We start from the raw sequence: 19,693 nt of genomic DNA on the forward strand, positions 1-19,693 counted from the left end.
GCGTTATTTAATATTGTTTACCCGGTTATAGTCCTTCAGCGCCTTATTGCTCGCGCTGGCCATATCGGTAATCGCCTGATCGATACTCTTCTTGCCTTGGATATAATTCAATGTCTCTTCCAAGATCGCTCTGCTGAACTCGGCGCTGACCGGTCCCATCGGCTCCTGGTTTTCCGGCGACGATGCGTGCAGCTGGTCGATAGCCGTAGTAAATAACGGATTTTTCGTCAAATGCTCTTTCATTTGAGGCAGATCGTACGTTTTGGTATTTACGGGGAAGTAGCCGGTTCCCGTGTGCCATACGAACTGGGATTCCGGTGTCGTTACGTATTTCAGGAACTGCCACGAGGCGTCGACAGCCGCCTGATCTTTCTTGTCCATGATATAGAGCGCCGAGCCTCCGACGGCAACTCCGCCCTTGTCGGACGCATTGACCTTCGGGAAGAAGGCCGTGCCCACTTCGAATTTGTCGGCGACCTTGGTCAGCGTGCCTCTGAGCGACGCGGTCGAGCCGACGAACATCGCCAGCTTGCCCGCCGCTAATTCTTCATCCGCTTTGACATCGGAGCCGGTCAGAATACCGCCGGCATCGACGGCTTTCTTCCACTCGGTCAAAAATTTCTTCATCGTCCCGTTCGTATCGTATTCGACGGCGGTCATGACATCGGCGCGGCCGTTTTTGTTGTTGCCGATGTACGCGCCCTGCATGCCGATCCAGCTGGACAGGTGATACTGGTCCGGATTGGCGGCAAAGCCCCATTGGGTAACCTGGCTGCCGGTCTTTTTGGTTAGCGCCGCTGCATATTTGCCTAATTCATCGATCGTTTGCGGCGGCTTGTCCGGGTCCAGGCCGTTTTCTTTAAATGCATTTTTATTGTAATAGAGCAGGATCGTCGAGTTCGCAAACGGAATACCGACTTGTCTGCCCTTGAAGCTGAAGCCTGCGAGCGTATTCGGCTCCAGGTCGGCCGCTTTGAACGAAGGGTCTTTCGTAATCAGGTCCTGCGCCCAGATGACGGAAGGCACATCCTTAATATACGAGGTGTCCGAGGCCGGAATTTGCACGATATCGGGGAAGTCCTTTTCGTTTTTCGCTTGGACGACAGCCTTCACTTTTTTCAGCAGATCCGCGTAGCTTCCCTGGAACACCGGAGTAATGGCGATGCCTTTCTCCTTGCCGACGGTTTCATTAAAGCTTTGAACCATCTTCTTGACAACTTCTTCATTGGTTCCCCCCATAGCATGCCAGAACGTCAGGTTCACCGGCCCTGCGCCTTTCGACTTTGCCGGCGTGCTTGCCGCCGGTTCGCTGCTGCAGCCTGCCAATGCCGTAGTCAAGGCGACCGCAGTCAGAATCGTTTTCAACGGTTTCTTCATTCCTAGAACCTCCTTAAAGGACTGTTGTGACAGCGCTTGCAAGCTGTCGTGACACAGGTTAGCGGGTCTAGGAATATTGTAAGAATTTTATGAAACTCAGGTAACGGGGCCCATTTTGTTTTTAGTGTTGTTATTTTTGGCATTTTGCGCGGCGTTTAGCGGAATCGTGACGGTTACCCGGGTTCCGGCTCCTTGCTCGCTTTCGATGTCCAATCCGTACGGATCGCCGTAGCCGAGCTTGATTTGGGAATTAATGTTTTTCAAGGCGAAGTTTCCTTCGCTGATGAATTCTCCGTTCTCCAGAACGCTTCTGATTTCCGACAATTTCGCCTCCGCGATGCCCGCTCCGTTGTCCTCAACCGAAAAAACAAGCGAATCGCCGTCTTGTTTCCAACAGATCCTTAAGTAACCTTTGCCTTTTTTCTTTTCGATGCCGTGGTAGATGGCGTTTTCCACAAGCGGCTGAAAAATATGCTTAAGCACCATGCAGTCATACACGTCGGAAGCGGTATCGATTTGCACGTCGAATTTATCTTGATACCGCACCTTCTGAATTGAAATGTAGCTTTCGACCAGTTCAATTACTTCCCGAACGGTGGCAATATCCCGGCCTTCATTCAGGGACAGGCGCAAATATTTGGATAAATGAAAGATCATGGAGCTGATCTCGTCGGCTTTATAAACCCGCGCAATCCAATGGATCGAATCCAGCGTGTTGTACAGAAAATGCGCATTGATTTGCGATACCATCATTTTCATCTGGATGTCCTTTTTTAACAGCTGCTGAATATACAGCTCTTCAATCAGGTTTTTCATATGAGCGACCATCAGGTTGAAATGCTCAAACAAAAGGCCGAATTCATCTTTCCGGCGATCCGTAATTTGCGCTTTCATCTCCCCGTCTCTGACCTTATTCATAAATTGCAGCAGCAAGTAAATCGGTTTATTCATATGACGTACCAGAGCGAAAGCCAGCAGGGTTCCAGCGACCGCAAACGTGATGATTAAATAAACCGTGTACATGCCGATGTGTCGTGAGTCTTCCAGCAATTCGTCGATGGAGGCAATCTTGACGGTTTTGAAATCGGTATTCGTTATGCTGTCGTAAACAACCAGCTGCTCCTTGCCGTCAAGCTGGACGGTTTCCATCCCGCTCTCGTCATCCGGAAGCTTGATCGGTAGCATCTGCTTGTACTGCGTTCCGTCGGAATCGCCGATAATGACGCCGTCTTTGTTAATGATGAAGGACTGTCCGGGAGAATGAACGCTAATATCGCTTAAAATTTGGACGATTTCCTCCATGTTGACGTCATATAAGAAAATACCGATGATATCCATATTGCCCGACAAATCTTTGATGGCCCGTCCAAAAGTAAATACCGGCATTTCATTTCCGTCATGCGGAGCGAATGGAGCTTGTTGGCCCAGCCAAACAACGGCTCCGTCGGCATCGCGCACTTGCTTGTACCACGGCTCGTCCTGAAATATATTAATGATCGGCATGGAGATCGTCGTTGATACCGTGGAATAGCGCATCGAGCTGCCGTATTCTCCGAAAATATAAAGATTGACCGTATCGTTCTGGGAATTAATAAAGTCGCTGAAAAACTTATTGATATAATCGACATTCCGAATATGACTGTAATTATCATCGAACTGATTTTTGATTTCCATCTGCAGTTCTTTAAGACTGAATATGAGCGCCGCACGGTTTTCATAATCTTTCAAAAGCATATTCAGCCGGTAATTCGCCTGTTTCACGCTGTCCAGCGCAAAGCCGCCGACCTTGGATTCGATCGTTTCTTTCGATTTATTGTAAGATAACATCCCTATGATCGGCAGGGAAATGACGATGCTTCCGAAATAGACGATAAATAGCTTGAATCCGACGGACTTCCAGTTTAACTTCCACTTGAACATGACTTACCGCTCCCTTGCCGGGAAGTGCCGGGTTCGGGGCTATCCCTCAACCTTTATCCCGATATTGGGAAGGCGTGATACCTTCCGATTCCTTAAAAATTCGGACGAAATGCCGTAAGTCCGTATAACCGATTTGCGCCGCGATCTCATACACTTTCATGGTCGTCAGCTTCAGCAGTTTTTTGGCTCTGGCGATTTTTTGGCGCATGATGAATTTGCTGAAGGTTTCGCCCGTCTCATCGTGGAATGCTTTGCTGAAATACGACGGATTCAAGTGGACGTGGCCTGCGACCTCGTTCATCGAGATATCCTGCAGATCATGCCGGCAAATATATTCGATCGCTAATTGAATATTTCTCTTGAGGGAGTCCTTGTGGCCGATCTGTGCGCTCGCTTGGATGAAAAAGGGCAGCAGAAGCTCCTTGATGAGGGGCAATTGCAGCCGCAAAGCCGCCGCCTCCTTCTTCAGCCTAGCCAGTGTTTCCCGCGCGGCGGCATCCTCCGCTCCGGTTAGGTCGAGCTTGTCCGTCACTTGTTTGACAAGTGACGTTAATCCGCGGCTTAACTGCAGCGGCTTCGTGGAGGGGACCGAGGAATGGAGATGATGTTCAAGTTCCTCCAGCTGTTCCTTCATTTTCTCCTGGTCGCCCAGCTTGATCGCATTGATGAACCGGTTCATCCAGACATCGCCGGGACCGGTATAATCCGGGGCGCCGCCCTCATCGATGAACGGCAGCTTGGCGGCTTCATACACGCGGCCGCTGCCTTCGAGAAAACCGCAGCTTAACGCATGCAGCGCTTCATGGCACGATACGGATACATTCGATACGTCCCGGGGGCGGCTGGTTCCGACATTGACATCGACGCCCAGGTAGCGCTTGGCGGCTTCGACAAACTGCAATAAGCCGGAAAACAGCGGATCGCTGCAGGCTTGCGATTCCGGCGCGGAGCAAGTTCGGCGAGATAAGAGCAAAATAACATCGATCTCGTGGTGATCAAGCGGGCAGCCGAGGACGCTTCCCCAGCTTCCGCCGATCTCTTCGCCAATATTGGCTAACCCGATACGTACCAACGAGCGCGACTTCTCGCTCGTCCCTTTCTCCCTCCAGCATTGCACGGCTACGGCCAGCACTTGAATGCCGCTTGGGTCCAGCTTGATGCCGAGCGTCTCCCACTTCGGCAATAAATCGATCGGAGCCTGCGACTCGTTAAACAGCAGCATTTCGAGCAGGCGCTGCCGGGCTAACGGCAAGCATTCCCGCATACTTTCCGCCATCCGTTCAAGCCGCTGGTTCTGTTCCCGCTCTTGAGCGAGGTCTGCCGTACACCTGCGGACCACATCGAGCAAAACGTCTTCTTCTATCGGCTTAACGACATAATCATAAGCGCCCAGCTTGACGGCGTGCTTGGCATAGCTGAAATCGGTATACCCGCTGATGAAAATGACTTTGGTTTTTATATTCCGTTGCTTCAAGTTGGCCATAAGCTCCAGACCGTCCATCCCCGGCATTTTAATATCCGTTACCAGGATGTCCGGCGTATAAGCGGTGATGAAATCAAACGCTTCCAATCCATCCTCGGCTTCCCCTATAGGCTCGATCCCTTCAGAGTGCCAATCGATCGTTGAGCGTAAGCCCTGCCGAACCCATCTTTCATCATCCGCTATATACAATGAAAACATATAACGACCGCGCTCCTTTCAACGGTATGTGCTACCCGGTCTGCTATTATCGGCGCAACAATTTACCGGTAGGTAATTATTCGCCTCTAACCCACAATTTACCTGCATGGGCGGCTGGCCGAGTCAAGAGCAGGATTCTCCGCACTCGGTATAAATGATACGGTAGCCCTATGATTTTGATTGATATCGCTTACATTTCTCGTTCGATTCCCCGTTATACTTGTTAGCATGCTTATGCTGAGTCGTTCAGGGAAGGAGGCGGCAATCCGGTCTTTTCCTAAGTTGCAGACGGAAACTCCAATCTCGAAAAAGCGAAGGATGTGCACGAAATATGAAACGGTTATCGTCGTTAGTTTTGTTGAGCTCTATGGTTCTCTCCTTAGCTCCTGCTGCGTATGCGGACTATGCCGCCGTCACCTCGGGTTCTGCTCCGGTCTCGGATGAAGGCGCCGTAACGAAATCGTCAGCCGGTTTCCAAGATACCGCCGGCTTGCCGCAAGACGTAAAAAATAAATTGGACGCGTTAATCCGCGGCGGCGTGCTCGACGGGGTATCGGACGACACATTCGGTGTGGACGATCCGATGAACCGGGCGCAATTCGCCAAGGTCGCGGCCATCATTTTCTCGTTACCTGTTGATAAAACGCTTACTCAATCAACGTTTACCGATGTGAATGCGGATGATCCGGCCAACGGCTACGCGCTGCCTTACATCGAAGCGCTGAGAACGGCGGGTCTTACGAACGGCGTCGATGCCGAAGGGAAGCAGTATCAACCGGCGGGCGCCGTGACGAAGCAGGAGCTCGCCGCGTTCCTGATTCGCGGGCTTGGGTGGGAGGCATCCGCCAAGAAGTCGGCTCCGATCGCCGATGCCACCGTGGACGATTGGGCGAACGGCTATGTCGCGCTGGCGAAGGACAAGAAGCTGATGGACGGCTCCGCGGACGGAAGCTTCGGAGGCGGGCAGCAGGCCAGCCGTCTTATGCTGGCGTTGGCCGCCTATAATGCGAAGCAGGCTGTGCCCGGCGCTGGGGACGGCGGCGGCGCCGCGGACCCCGGGCTGCCTGCCGGTATCCCGGTGGCGCCTACGGGCATCGAGCTGAACATGAAGGACCCCAATCTGAGCGCAGGGGATACTTACTATGACGCTGACGGGAGAATTACGACGACGGGCCAGCAGCCGGTCATTTCCTTGAAAGTGACGGGGCCGAACCGTTACGAGTTTACGCCGAGCCAGATCGAAACGTTATACAGCAGCGGGTTCATCGATGTCGCCGCAGCGGGCGGAATTGTGCTCGATACCCCGGCCATCGGGCAGAGCGACAGCGGGCTCGGCAAAATAGTCTTCAAAGAAGTGAAATCCGCTGGAGATGCTACCATCGCCGTCAAGCTGCCTTACTCTTCGGAGGATAACGCCGTCGTCAGCCAAACGTTCCAGGTATCGTCGATGCGCATTCCGGCAAGCATCGAAGTCAGCTCGAAGGACATGGCCATGCTGGTTGAGAACGAGCAGCCGCTCGGCTTCACCTTCACGGTCAAGGATCAGTACGGCAAAGTGTTCAAAGCGCCGTCTTCGCAGGATACGGACCATTACGTCATCAAGTATGCGCTGGAACGGCTGTCCGGTGGCCCCAGTCTGCAAAGCGCAGGGGGGATTTTCGATACGCCGTGGGACGAAGGGCAAGCTGACTCCGGAACGGAAGGGCGTTTGCATACTTGGGAGCTGCCCATCGGAAAAAGCGGAGATTTCTACAAATTTATGATCAAATCCAACCATACGCCGGTAGATCCGGAAGGCTCCAATTATAAAGTGTCCGCCGTCGTCGTCAACCAAGATACGGGGCAGGAGATCGCTTCGGCGGCGGCCAATCTGGATGTGTACAATTGGAAAGACCATGATGCGGTTATGAAATACGAGGTGGATATGCTGTCGACGCATTTTGCCGCGGGCAAGTATTTGTCCGAACAAAAGCTTATCGCAAGCCCGACGGATATTGACGCGATAAATGCCGGCTATCCGTACTACGGCAAAGAAGTCAACATTATCGCCACCGACGATAAAAAGCGCAGAGTCGATATTACGAAAGTGCTCAAGGACGATTCCGGCAAGCCGGTCTCCGTCGTGCAAGGAATCGCCGCTACGCAAGACGGCGTGCTGATGGGCGCTCCCGGCGTGAATTCCAACGGCATCCCCGTCTATAGAGCGTACGGCATCGAGCCGTCGTCCGATCTGTTCGACGTCAATGTTACGTTCCATACGCCGAGCGGCGAGAAAACGTTGAAGAAGCAGCAGGTCGAAGCGGTTTATGAGGAGCCGGTAGCCAAAGCGGTAGCGATCAAAAACCCGACGATGAATTTCAATCTGAACACCGTTTACAAAATCCGCAAGCTGGACGGAACGGTCGAAGAAATCAAAGGCGCGGATTATTTGGCCGGCAACCCGACCATCTGGGAATTCCTCAGGTTCTGCGATTTTAACGGCCAGGATCTGAAGGACGAGAGCAATTTCTTCAAATATTTTATCCAAACGACGGATCAATTCGGGCATAAATACCAAAATACCAGCGACAATAAAATCGCCGATTTTACCAAGGTCAACAGCGCGTTTAAAATCAAAGCGGTCATCGACACGGATAATAAATATCCGCCCAAATGGAGCGTTATGGATGAAGCGGACAAGGATAAAATCTGGATAGACGATCAAATGCGTCTTCATTATGAGCCGCACGCCAAGCTGGCAGACGGTGCCTTCGACTATTCGAAGCGGAACCTGCAAAGCTTCGGCATCGAGCTGATTACGCCATCCGACCAGCGTACATGGTGCAACGTGACTTTAAACGATTGATAGATAGACGCAGTGAAAGCAGCCATCGCCGAGCTAACGGCCTTGGCTGCTTTTTATATGGGCGGACCGATTCGAGTGGCGGTTTTTCGCGGCATAATGGAGTTTGCCGACGTAACGCAAGGTATATACGGCAAAATGATCCGTTAGCGCGAAATCGCCCGCCGTTCGGCGGTTAGCCGGCTGCAAATTCGGTCATTATAATGAAACAAAGGTTGCACAACCCGTGTTTGGAGAGTAAAGTAATAAGAAGAAGTAATACATTATGTAAAAGGTGGTTAATCCTCTATGGCATTGGTATCAATGAAGGAAATGTTAAACAAAGCTTTGCAAGAAGGTTATGCGGTTGGTCAGTTCAACATCAATAACTTGGAATGGACGCAAGCCATTCTGGCCGCTGCTCAAGAAGAGCAATCGCCGGTTATCCTTGGTGTTTCCGAGGGTGCCGCTCGCTATATGGGAGGATTCACTGTCGTTACCGCTATTGTAAAAGCTCTTGTAGAAGAGATGAAAGTTACGGTTCCGGTAGCTATCCATCTGGATCATGGCTCCAGCGTGGAAAAATGTAAAGCGGCTATCGACGCAGGCTTCACTTCCGTTATGATCGACGCCTCGCACGATCCGTTCGATATCAACGTGAAAACGACGAAGGCAGTAGTTGAATACGCTCATGCGCGCGGCGTTTCGGTCGAAGCCGAGCTGGGTACGGTCGGCGGACAAGAAGACGACGTCATAGCTAATGGCGTTATTTATGCAGATCCCGGCGAGTGCGTCGAGCTGGTAAAACAAACGGGCATCGACTGTCTGGCACCTGCGTTGGGTTCCGTTCACGGTCCTTACAAAGGCGAACCGAACCTTGGTTTCAAAGAAATGGAAGAAATTTGCAAGCGCACAAGCTTGCCGCTCGTATTGCACGGCGGTACAGGCATTCCTACGGATCAAATCAAAAAATCGATTTCGCTCGGAACGGCTAAAATCAACGTAAATACCGAAAACCAAATCGAATTTACGAAAGTAGCCCGTCAAATTTTGACGACCGATCTGGAAGTGTTCGATCCTCGTAAGTTCTTGGCTCCGGGCCGCGACGCGATCAAGAAAACGGTTATCGGAAAAATGCGCGAATTCGGTTCTTCCAACAAAGCTTAATTCGCTTCGGCATAGCTTCAGCCGGCAGCTGGACAAGCAGTTCTATGGGAGGTTAGCCGTCCACGGCTCCTCACCGCTAAGAAGGGCACCCTCACTCGGGGTGCCCTTCTTATATTTGGAGGGATTCCTCATCTTCCTTATGTGACCCATCCTTTTTGAAGCGCATGCTGCAAATCGCTCAATTCCTTCGTGATATTGGCGAACCCTTCAATCTCAGGGACGGGCTTTGCGGAGGGAGGGCGTTTTTGCTCGGCGGCGCCGGCCATCGATTCAAAAACAAGCAGCAATTGAGCAAGATTCTTATCCTCGAGAACCGGGCGGTCCATTTGTTTAAGACCCGATTCAAGCAAGTACCCGAGCTGCTCAATGGCAAACATAGCAGGCCATAGAAGCTCCAAGGATCTGGCGTCTGATGGAATCTCCCCCAATGCGGTTGTATATACGATTTTCAAATTCGTTATATTGGTCCGCATTTTGCTTCGCTCTATCGAGCGCGCATCGGCAGGCCAGGTCGCTCGTTCACCTGAGAAGAGGGCGAACAGAAGCTGCTGCTCGCTGCGAATGGTTTTGGCTATAAGATGGGGAAGCAGATTTGACGCTTGTCTTGAGCCTATCAATAGAACGCCGACCAAGCCGATGGCTGCTCCGATCACGACATCTACGATTCGCGCCGTTGCAAAATAGGCGAAATCATACAAGGAAGAGGTACTTTCCGCCATCAGCAAGGAGTTGGAGGTGATAAAGAGCGCAGCGATTCCGTAATTGAAAACTATGGCGAACTCCGTCAGAGCCGTAAATATCATTAATGCAATCACGATGATCATCCCTTCGGGCTTAACGGACAGAATAAGGGTTGCGATAACGACTCCCGCGATCGTTCCGATTGAACGCTGGATGGCGCGGTGAAAGGTGGCGACGATAGTCGAACCGGACATCACGGCTGCGCAGGATAAAGGCACCCAATAAGCATGACGAAAGTGGAGGGAACCGGCGATCACGGCAGCGGCGGCGAGGACGACTCCGTATCTTATGGCTGTAAGGAACACGATGGAGTTTTTATCGAAGGCTCCTCCCAGCAGAGTCCGCGCAGACGGCTTGGATAGGAAAATGTCCGGATCAAGCTTGGATGAAGGCTTCGTCAAAATGGCTTCGGTGGAAGTCAACAACTCAAACAGCCGTTGAGCGTCTTCGTCTTCCGGCTTTAGCGGTCGGATTGCGCCGACGGCACGGTCATCATTGCGTTCTAACGAGGCCGCGATCGACCGGGCATAAGCTCCCAGCGACTGCGGAAGTTTATCCGTTCGCTGTTCCCCGCGCTCAAGGATGTACAAAAATATCGTATGAGCTTGATCATTTAACCGTACCAGCCTTTTGAACCGATGGGGGATATACCAAGATAGATGCCCCGCCGATAAAGTATTTCCCGCTGCATTCAGCGTAGAGAGCAATCGTTGCCTCGCTTCGTTGAAACGCTCGGTGCCTGCTGAGTCCATCAGGTCGGCCAATATCGTATACACCCTTCGAACAGCCGCGGTCTCAGGACCGTGAGGCCGCACGAACCAGCCGGTCATGGCCAGCATCCAGGAGAACGCCCCTCCCAGAAAAACAAGCCCCGCGCGCAGAGGAGCTAACTGAGGCGCTTCCGGCATGCCGGACGACATGAGAAATCCCAGCACGAAAAAAATGGCCGAAGGTCCTGCGATTTGAAAAGCGCCGAAGACGAATACGGCTGCCGCTCCGATCAACCCCACGGCCGCGGCAGCGGCTAGCGGGAAGGGGGAGAGCAAAGTCCCGAGTCCAACGGCCAGGGACATCGCGAGAAACGTGAAGAACAGTTTCTTGGCTCGATGGGCATAAGGAACGTTAAAGGTGTACAGATAGGTGAAGCTTCCGATTCCCGCTGTCAGTCCGTATTGCAAATGTCCAAGCAGCAATCCTGCTAAGACCGGACAGCCGGAAGCTATTGCGGCGCAGATGGCTTTTTCCCAAGGGAGAGGGCTTTGGGTAATTGAAAAAGCTTGCTTGACCGTCGCAGCGAATGTGGAGCTGGAACCGGAGCTGGAGCCGGACAGCCGCCTACCTTTCTTATTATTCATACGGAGTTCGCCTTTCCTAAACGATAAAATAATTGGTAAAGGTATTATTCCACGAGGCGTTTTCTTTAAAACTTGAGGGAGGAGCGCTACGGCACAATGTGTGGTGTCCGTCCGCATGGGGAAGCCGGGCAAGCGTTATACGGCAAAAAAATAGCGCGAAGCGCTCCGAAGCCTTTGTTTAGGCTTGCGGAAACGCTCCGCACAAATACTCAGGCACCTTATTCCGAGCTTCGTGCCAGCTCCTTGCGCACGATTGGCGCAACCCGGGTGCCCAGCAGCTCGATGGAGCGCAGCACGTCTTTGTGCGGCATCGTACCGACGTTGACGTGCAGGAAGAAGCGGGTTACCCCCAGATTTTTGCGCAGCAATACGATTTTCTCCGCCACGTACTCGGGATCGCCGACGTACAGAGCGCCGCGCAGGCTGCGTGCGGCGTCGAAGGTAGAGCGGCTGTACGGCTGCCCCCAGCCCCGCTCGCGCCCGATGACGTTCATCTGCGCCTGTGTCGGAGGGAAGAAGAGGTCGGCGGCCTGCTCGCTCGTATCCCCCACGAAGCCGTGCGAATGCGTGGCGATCTGCAGCTTGGCCGGATCGTGGCCGGCGCGCGCGGCCGCTTCCTTATACAGGGCGACCAGCGGCGCGAAGCTCTGCGGCACGCCCCCGATAATGGCGAAGGCGATCGGAAGCCCCAGCATGCCCGCCCTGACCGCGGACTGCGGATTGCCGCCGCTGGCGATCCATACGGGCAGCGGGTCTTGGACGGAGCGAGGGTACACGCCGAGATTGCGGATAGCCGGGCGATGGCCGCCTCGCCATGTGACCTTCTCCGAAGCGCGGATTGCGAGCAGCAGCTCCAGCTTTTCCTCGAACAGCTCGTCGTAATCGTCGAGACTGTAGCCGAAGAGCGGGAACGATTCGATGAACGAGCCGCGGCCCGCCATAATCTCCGCCCGGCCGTTCGATATGCCGTCGAGCGTCGAGAACGATTGGTACACGCGGACAGGGTCGTCCGACGATAAGACCGTAACCGCGCTCGTCAGTCGGATGTTCTTGGTCATGGCCGCCGCAGCGGCGAGCACGACCGCGGGCGAACTGCCCGCATAATCGGGACGGTGATGCTCTCCGATGCCGTAGACGTCGAGCCCGACCTGGTCGGCCAAGACAATTTCCTCCACCGCATGGCGCAGCCGCTCCGCTTGGCTGATCACCTCTCCTGTCACCGGGTCCGGTGTCGTCTCCAAAAATGTGCTGATGCCAATTTCCATATGGTTTGCCGAATCGGCCATTGGATTTCGCCTCCTTGTCGTACTTCTAGTTTACTCATTTTTCGGGCGTATAGGAAATGCCGGCGCCGGCATGTTTTTTTCGCGTGCGGGACGTTTATGTTAAAATAGAGCAAACGCTCAATTTTACAAAAAATTGAAACGAGAGAGGGGGGGCAAAAATGGACATTCGCGTCGATCGGCAAGGCGATTCGAAGGTCGCTGTCGTCATAAGCAAGGACGTGCTTATCAAGGACACGCAAGATGCCCTGGATCTGATGTCTACAGTGAGTTATACGGAGCAGTGCGACAAGATGGTCATCGAGAAAGGCTGCATCACGGAGACGTTCTTCGACTTAAGCACCAAACTGGCCGGAGAGATTTTGCAAAAGTATACGCAGTACCAATTCAAAATTGCGATAATCGGGGATTTTTCCGGTTACAAGAGCAAGAGCCTCAAAGATTTTATTTATGAGTGCAACCAAGGCAAGCAGGTGTTTTTTCTGCCGGATGAAGCGGCCGGTTTGCAGGCTCTGCACCGCTTGCCGTAACAATTGCGCCGGGAAGCGGCGCGATGGACTGCGGTATGTCGAGACAATGAGGAGGCGCGGCGATGCAGCCCTTTACGAAGAGAGTTATTGAGATTATTCAGGCGATTCCTGAAGGGTACGTGATGACCTACGGGCAAATTGCGGAGCTGGCGGGAAGCCGCCGAGGGGCCAGACAAGTCGTGCGGATACTGCATTCGCTTAGCCAAGCCCATAGGCTGCCGTGGCACCGGGTCGTCAACGCCAAAGGGGAGATCGCCATTCAAGATGAAGAGGGCCGGTTTCTGCAGACGCTGCACCTGAGCGGTGAAGGGGTTCCGGTGAACGGGGAAGGGAAGATCGATCTGGAGGCGTACCGCTATGTGCCGAAGCAGGGGCCGGGAGCGGCAGCTTGGCCTGATTGACGGCTTGCGGAACTTCGGAATACGGTAGCTATAACGCGGGAGGCGAATGGCAGACGTCGGCCGCCGCCCCGTATGAAGCCGGAGCAGCGGCTGCTGTCTTCGCGCCGATTTATTTGAGTAGCTGCTTCCAGCCGTCCGAAGCGGCTCCTGCATGTTCAGTGTCCGTGGATAAAGTCAGCACCTTCTCGGCTTCCAATTGCTCCAGACGTTTCGGCAAAATTTGCTGCAATAACGTATAGGCGTCGCTGCCGAGCGTAAGCCGCAGCGGGGCATCGTCGCGAAGCGTCAGGCCGGCGATCACGCGGGCCATCTTGTCCGGATCTCCGGAAGGGACGAGCTCCTCTCGCATTTGGCGTATTTGGGCGATAGGAGTGCCTTCGTAAGCGGCGAGGATGTCGCCGTGATCCATGCTCCGGCCCGCCCAATCGGTGCGGATACCGCCCGGCTCGACGATCGTCACTTTGATGCCGAAGGCGGCGACTTCTCCCGCCAGGCTTTCGCAGAAGCCTTCGATTCCCCATTTGGTGGCGTGATAGATGCTCAGACCCGGGGTGGCCAGCTGCCCGCCGACGCTGGAAATTTGAATGATATGCCCCGATCTTTGCTCGCGCATCCGAGGCAAAACTTCCTTGGTCATCAGGATCGAGCCGGTCAAGTTCGTCTCCAGCTGTCTGCGTATTTGCTCCTCCGTAATTTCCTCGACGGCTCCGAACAGGCCGTAGCCTGCGTTATTGACGAGAACGTCGATTCTCCCGAAGGCGCGGTAGGCTTCCTGAACGCACGAGCGGATAGCCGCGGCGTCGGTGACGTCCATCGTGACGACTTTGACGCGGTCCGGAGCCAGCTCCGTCAGCTCTCGGCCAGCCCCTTGATTGCGTACCGTAGCGACCAGCATATCGCCCCGGGCGATGACGGTTTCGGCCAAGCTGCGCCCCAAACCGGTAGAAGTACCTGTAATTAACCATACTTTTTGTGCAGACATAGATAAAAGCTCCTCTCCGAGTTAAAATTAATGAATGTTCGTTTATTTATGGATAAAAAACAAGTTGTTATGCTTTGATAGCATCCCAACTCATTTGAATCACCGTAGACATCTTGCTGCGGTCGAAAGGAAAGGTTCCGTTGTAGTGGTCTTTGGCCAGCTGGGCCAGCGGGAACATGGCGTAAGTAATGAGCAGCCGCGTATCCTCTTGTTTAAACAGTCCCTGCCGCTTTCCTTGCTCGAACAGCTCATAAATCGGGTTAAACAACGACCCGCTCTCCTCCAGACAAAGATTTTGCAGAAGCGGAGAGTTGGTGAACTGCTCAATGAATAGAAATTCATCCTTGTTGTTCAAAATAAACTCCAAATAGTTCCGCACGACAAGCTCAAAGCCTTCCTGAACGGGAGCGGTGTCGGCAAAGCCCTGAAACATCCGGCGGCTCATCTTCTGCTTCACATTCAAGTACAGCTTGCCGAGCATATCCTCTTTGTTCTGAAAATAAACGTAGATGGTCGCCGCCGATACGCCGGCTCGCTTGGCGATCTTGGACATGGAGGTTTCGGCGAAGCCGATCTCGTTCAGAAGCTGAATCGTAGCTTCGAAAATTGCTTCGGTTTTGTTATCGTCTTTTAGTCTCATGCGTTAATATTAAACGATCATTCGTTTATTTTCAAACATAAAGAATGCCCGTCCCTCGTGATGGAACGGCGTCTTCCCGCGGCGCAGGAAGCCTGATGATTCGATTCCGCCGTACCAAAGACTGGAGCTCATCCTCGCCTTAAGTCCAGGTTGGGCTCCAACCTGGGGTGGTTTTGGCGCTTTGCGTATACAGTTACAATAATGACAGGAATAGATGAACGTAAGCGTTGGCATAAGAAAGGGGATTTATCTTTGAATACGATGATTATGCAGGCGGAGCCGGGGGGCCTGCTCATAGTACTGCTCTTAAGCTGGATAGCCGCAAGCAAAGCGTACCGTCTCGTATACGGCGCCACCGGACTTGAGCTGCACCGCAAGGCAGGCGGGCTCATGATATGGGCCGCCGTTATTGTGCTTGCCGCCTCCGGCGTTCTGGCGGCCGTCGGCTGGGCTATGCAGACGATGCTGCCGGAATTTTGGCAGGACCGGGTGTATCTGCATGCGCCGTTAATCGGCATACCGGCGCTGTCGATTCTTTTCATCGCGCTGCCGATGCTCTGGCGCGTCCGGAGGCAGGCTAAGCCGGCGCCGGAGGAAGCGCCTCAGCCCGGCTTGCGCGGGCTGGCCGCGGCCCCCGGCATCGTCCTGCCCTTTCAGGCGGCGGCGCTCGGGGCGTTGACCGCGCTTTATATGGCCTTTACGGCGCCGGTCCCGTTCGAGTGGACGGATGCGATTCCGCTGGCCGTATATGTTCTGCTTGTCGCCGCGCTCGCCGTACGCCATGGCAGCCGCTCGCGCAGCGCAAGCCGGGAGGAAGCGGAGTTTCGCTTCCGCCCCTGGCTGCATGGGCTGAAGGCACTGGGCATGACGACCGTCGCGGCGGCGGCCGCAGCGGGGCTGCTCTATCTGGCGATGCTAAACAGTCTACTGCCCGAGCGCTTCAATATGATGGCCGGGCCCGCCCATTATGCCGCTACGTCGGGAAACGCCGCCTTCGCGGGGACGGTGTCCGTCACCGGGCTTACCGGACCGCGAACCGGCGAGCCCGACCGCAAGTTCACCCTGACCGCGGAGAAAAAGAAGGTCAGGCTCAGTTCAGGACAGACGGTGGAAGCTTGGACCTACAACGGCCAAATTCCCGGCCCGGAGCTGCGGGTGAAGCAAGGGGAGCTCGTTGAAGTTACGCTGGTGAACAAAAATATCGAGCAGGGGGCAACGATCCATTGGCACGGGCTCGATGTTCCGAATGCCGAGGACGGCGTGGCCGGAGTGACGCAGGATGCGGTTATGCCGGGGCAGACGCATACGTACCGGTTTGTCGCGGAGCAAGCGGGTACTTTCTGGTATCATTCGCATCAGCAGTCCAAGGAAGCGGTGCAGAAGGGACTGTTCGGTTCCTTGATCGTCGAGCCGAGTGCGGGCGCCGATCCCAAAGTATATGATTTTACGGTGATGACCCATCGATGGGATCAGACGTTAGCCGTAGGCGCGTCGGATACGGTTGAGCGGGTAAGCGTGCTGCCGGGGACGCCCGTGCGTCTCAGGCTGATCAATACCGACGATTGGACGAGGCAGCGGTTCGTGCTTGCGGGAACGCCGTTCCAGGTCGCTTCTATCGACGGCACCGACCTGTACCGGCCCGGCCTGATGGAGAATGTGCTCCTGACGCTGACGACAGGCGGCCGGTACGATGTCACCTTCACGATGCCGGATCATCCGGTGTTTTTGGACGCGGGGGCCAAAGGAAAGGTCGGGCTGTTCCTGAGCCCGGACGGGCAAGGCGCCGTTCCGGATACGGCGGCAAGCGCCTCTACGATGCCCGTATTCGATCCGTCCGATTACGGCGATAAGGCTGTGACGCCGTTTGATGCGAACAGTCATTTTGACCGGCAGTTCACGATGATTTTGGATAATAAGCTCGGCTTCTACAACGGGCAGTTCGACATGCTGTATACGATGAACGGAGAAGTGTTCCCGAATACGCCCGCATTTATGGTGAGCGAAGGCGATCTGGTGAAGACGACCTTGATCAATCGAAGCGCGGTCGATCACCCGATGCATCTGCACGGCCATCGTATGCTGGTGCTCTCGCATAACGGCAGGCCTGTGAAGGGGACTTGGTGGTCGGATACGCTGGACGTGCGGCCCGGGGATGTCTATGAAGTGGCGTTTCGCGCCGATAACCCCGGCATCTGGATGGATCACTGCCACAATCTCGCTCACGCCGCGTCGGGTATGACGATGCATCTGATGTACGAGAATGTGACGACGCCTTTCCTCACCGGAAGCGGGACGGCGAACCGTCCCGAATAGGCCGGAGACCGGCCGCTGGCCGCGCTGCGGCCGGTGCGTATTCGCCGCTTGGACAGCGCGCGGAGCGAAACTTTCGGAGTCAACGGGCGATAAAGCGCGAATATTGTCGGAATAACGATAATTTCCTCTTGAAACGGTGCTGAAGAGTGTGTACTATACATGTATATAACTTCAAACGACTCGTATAATTTTGGGGATATGGCCCATAAGTTTCTACCGGACGACCACTGCAATTGTCCGACTATGAGTGACAGCGCATCCGGGACTTTCGTTTCTTCCTCTTCGGGAAGAAAGGCGGGTCCGAGCGATGCAGGCACCTTGCCGTGCCACACCATAAGGGATAAAAGCCCGGAGGGACAGGCTTCACTTGAGAGAAACAGCTCAAGGAGCCTGTCCCTTTTTGCATGAGGAAAAGGAGCGGTATACGGACAATGAAATTGCTGGAAGAACGCATTCGCAAGGAAGGGTTGATTCTCTCCGATACGGTGCTGAAGGTCGACTCGTTTTTGAACCATCAAGTGGATACGCAGCTGGCGCTGGAGATCGGGCGCGAGTTTGCGCGGATTTTCGCAGACAAGCCGATCACCAAGGTGCTCACGATTGAAGCGAGCGGCATTCAGTTCGCCATGGCGGCTGGAATCGCGCTGAACGTTCCCTTCGTGTATGCCAAGAAGAAGAAAGCCGTTACGCTCGCCGAGCAGGTGTATTCGGCGCCGGTGCATTCTTTTACCCGCGGAGAAACGTATCAGGTGAGCATTTCGCAGAAGTATTTGGGCCCGGGGGATCAAGTGCTGATCGTGGACGATTTTCTCGCTACCGGCGCAGCGCTGGTCGGACTGGTCGACATCGTGAGGGAAGCGGGGGCTGAGCTGATGGGAGTCGGTTGCGTGATCGAGAAGAGCTTCCAGGAAGGACGCAGCCTGCTGGAACGCCGGGGCGTGCGCGTCCATTCGCTGGCCCGAATCGCTTCGATGGCGCCGGGCGAGGTTCATTTCATCGAGGAAGACAGCGCCGATCGGCTCAAGGAGAATGCGGATGTTAAATAAACGAAAAGTGCTTACGCTGGGCTTCCAGCACGTGCTGGCGATGTATGCGGGCGCGGTGATCGTGCCCCTTATCGTCGGGGGAGCGCTCAAGCTGAGCGATGCCCAGATGGCTTATTTGATCGCAGCGGATTTGTTCACCTGCGGCATCGCGACGATCCTGCAGGTGCTCGGGACCCGATATTTCGGCAGCAGGCTGCCGGTGATCCTGGGCTGTACGTTTACGGCGGTAGGGCCGATCATCGCGGTCGCATCCGCTTCGAATCTGGCTACCGCTTACGGAGCCATCATCATTTCCGGGCTGTTCGTCGTGTTGGCGGCGCCTCTGTACGGCAAGCTGATCCGGTTTTTTCCGACGATCGTCACCGGCTCTGTGGTCACGATTATCGGGCTGTCGCTCATTCCGGTTGCGATGAACAACGCCGCAGGCGGTCAAGGAGCCCCGGACTTCGGCCAGCTTCATAACCTGCTGCTTGCGTTCGGAACGCTGGTCGTCATTCTGCTCGTCAACCGTCTGGCCAAAGGCTTCCTGCGCTCGATCTCGGTGCTCGTCGGTCTGGTCGCCGGAACCGTCGCCGGCTACGCGATGGGCATCGTCCATTTCTCTTCGGTATCGCAGGCGTCCTGGGTCAGCATCGCCCAGCCGTTTTACTTCGGGGTTCCGCAAATTAGCATTACCGCGATATTCACGATGATTATCGTCAACATCGTCAGCATGGTCGAGTCGACGGGCGTCTATTTTGCGGTCGGCAAAGCGACGGATCAGAAGGTCGAGCCGAAGCAGATCGTCAGCGGCCTTCGTTCCGAAGGGCTTGCCATTATGCTCGGCGGGATCTTTAATGCATTTCCTTATACCGCATTCTCCCAGAATGTCGGGCTGATCTCGCTGACGAAGGTCAAAACGCGCGACGTGATCTTCGCCGCCGGCGGCATCATGGTCGTTCTCGGCCTGCTGCCCAAGCTGGCGGCGCTCACGACGGTCATTCCGAACGCCGTGCTGGGCGGGGCGATGATCGTTATGTTCGGCTCCGTAGCGGCTTCCGGCATCTCGATCTTGTCCGAGGTCGATCTGCGCAAGGAAAGCAATCTGCTTATCGCCGCTTGCAGCATTGCCGTCGGACTCGGCTCGGCCACGCTGCCGCAAATGTTCGATCAGCTGCCGGACTTCGCCAAAATGCTGCTGCAAAACGGCATCGTATCCGGCTCGCTAACGGCGATTGCGCTGAACCTGATCTTGTCGAGAAGCAAGGACGGGCAGCCGTCAGCGGCCCGTGAGGCGGCTTGAATCGGTTTGTTCTCTATTCCGCGTCTGCCAGGGAGGCGCCGCCGAATCTTAGCTTAGCGGGCGGAGCCTCCGTATGATACAATGATGACGCCGAGCGGAATACGACGAAGTGTGCAATACCGCCCGCAGGTCACGGTTTCAGCCGCATGCAAAT

General features: G+C 54.7%; 14 protein-coding genes and 1 riboswitch. Of the genes, 7 read left to right on the forward strand and 7 right to left on the reverse strand.

What is annotated here, in order from left to right:
• Positions 1–3 precede the first annotated feature (3 nt).
• The 3 genes from SK3146_RS19560 to SK3146_RS19570 form a co-directional block, all read right to left on the reverse strand.
• Entirely contained in the window at positions 4–1,377 is a 1,374-nt protein-coding gene (locus SK3146_RS19560; RefSeq protein ID WP_249860399.1) for an ABC transporter substrate-binding protein, read from the reverse strand.
• A 96-nt stretch (positions 1,378–1,473) separates the two neighbouring features.
• Positions 1,474–3,297, reverse strand: a complete 1,824-nt coding sequence (locus tag SK3146_RS19565) for a sensor histidine kinase (protein WP_249860400.1) — start codon at positions 3,295–3,297, stop codon at positions 1,474–1,476.
• Between the two features lie 46 nt (positions 3,298–3,343).
• Complete coding sequence (locus tag SK3146_RS19570) at positions 3,344–4,978, reverse strand: response regulator (RefSeq protein ID WP_249860401.1); 1,635 nt, start codon at positions 4,976–4,978, stop codon at positions 3,344–3,346.
• 367 nt (positions 4,979–5,345) lie between these two features.
• Here SK3146_RS19570 and SK3146_RS19575 point away from each other — a divergent pair, with 367 nt between their 5' ends.
• Positions 5,346–7,823, forward strand: a complete 2,478-nt coding sequence (locus tag SK3146_RS19575; protein ID WP_249860402.1) for an S-layer homology domain-containing protein — start codon at positions 5,346–5,348, stop codon at positions 7,821–7,823.
• A 285-nt stretch (positions 7,824–8,108) separates the two neighbouring features.
• Complete coding sequence (locus SK3146_RS19580; RefSeq protein ID WP_249860403.1) at positions 8,109–8,966, forward strand: class II fructose-bisphosphate aldolase; 858 nt, start codon at positions 8,109–8,111, stop codon at positions 8,964–8,966.
• Between the two features lie 137 nt (positions 8,967–9,103).
• Here SK3146_RS19580 and SK3146_RS19585 read toward each other — a convergent pair whose 3' ends face one another.
• Both SK3146_RS19585 and SK3146_RS19590 read right to left on the reverse strand, forming a co-directional pair.
• On the reverse strand, positions 9,104–11,062 hold the full coding sequence (locus tag SK3146_RS19585; RefSeq protein ID WP_249860404.1) for an FUSC family protein: 1,959 nt from the start codon (positions 11,060–11,062) through the stop codon (positions 9,104–9,106).
• Between the two features lie 218 nt (positions 11,063–11,280).
• On the reverse strand, positions 11,281–12,348 hold the full coding sequence (locus SK3146_RS19590; RefSeq protein ID WP_249860405.1) for an LLM class flavin-dependent oxidoreductase: 1,068 nt from the start codon (positions 12,346–12,348) through the stop codon (positions 11,281–11,283).
• Positions 12,349–12,506: 158 nt separating this feature from the next.
• Here SK3146_RS19590 and SK3146_RS19595 point away from each other — a divergent pair, with 158 nt between their 5' ends.
• The gene (locus SK3146_RS19595; protein ID WP_249860406.1) at positions 12,507–12,875 is read left to right on the forward strand and encodes a DUF4180 domain-containing protein; all 369 of its coding nucleotides are present in this window, start codon (positions 12,507–12,509) and stop codon (positions 12,873–12,875) included.
• Between the two features lie 62 nt (positions 12,876–12,937).
• Positions 12,938–13,276, forward strand: coding sequence for an MGMT family protein (locus SK3146_RS19600; RefSeq protein WP_249860407.1), 339 nt, complete (start codon positions 12,938–12,940; stop codon positions 13,274–13,276).
• Between the two features lie 109 nt (positions 13,277–13,385).
• On the opposite strand, the gene SK3146_RS19605 is transcribed toward SK3146_RS19600, so the two are convergent.
• Both SK3146_RS19605 and SK3146_RS19610 read right to left on the reverse strand, forming a co-directional pair.
• Positions 13,386–14,258 carry an SDR family oxidoreductase gene (locus SK3146_RS19605; RefSeq protein ID WP_249860408.1) on the reverse strand — a complete coding sequence of 291 codons (873 nt, stop codon included), beginning with the start codon at positions 14,256–14,258 and terminating at the stop codon, positions 13,386–13,388.
• Between the two features lie 67 nt (positions 14,259–14,325).
• A complete protein-coding gene (locus tag SK3146_RS19610; RefSeq protein WP_249860409.1) occupies positions 14,326–14,898 on the reverse strand; it encodes a TetR/AcrR family transcriptional regulator in 573 nt (190 codons plus the stop codon).
• 261 nt (positions 14,899–15,159) lie between these two features.
• Between SK3146_RS19610 and SK3146_RS19615 the strand changes: the two genes are divergently transcribed.
• The 3 genes from SK3146_RS19615 to SK3146_RS19625 all read left to right on the forward strand — a co-directional run bounded on the left by SK3146_RS19615 (position 15,160) and on the right by SK3146_RS19625 (position 19,539).
• Complete coding sequence (locus SK3146_RS19615) at positions 15,160–17,211, forward strand: multicopper oxidase domain-containing protein (protein WP_249866369.1); 2,052 nt, start codon at positions 15,160–15,162, stop codon at positions 17,209–17,211.
• 160 nt (positions 17,212–17,371) lie between these two features.
• Positions 17,372–17,475: riboswitch (purine riboswitch) on the forward strand.
• 167 nt (positions 17,476–17,642) lie between these two features.
• A complete protein-coding gene (locus SK3146_RS19620; protein WP_249860410.1) occupies positions 17,643–18,257 on the forward strand; it encodes a xanthine phosphoribosyltransferase in 615 nt (204 codons plus the stop codon).
• The gene (locus SK3146_RS19625; protein WP_249860411.1) at positions 18,247–19,539 is read left to right on the forward strand and encodes a nucleobase:cation symporter-2 family protein; all 1,293 of its coding nucleotides are present in this window, start codon (positions 18,247–18,249) and stop codon (positions 19,537–19,539) included. The genes SK3146_RS19620 and SK3146_RS19625 overlap by 11 nt, the downstream gene beginning before the upstream one ends.
• Positions 19,540–19,693 lie beyond the last annotated feature (154 nt).

The organism is Paenibacillus konkukensis (assembly GCF_023523925.1).
In the GTDB taxonomy this organism is placed as follows: Bacteria; Bacillota; Bacilli; order Paenibacillales; family NBRC-103111; genus Paenibacillus_S; species Paenibacillus_S doosanensis.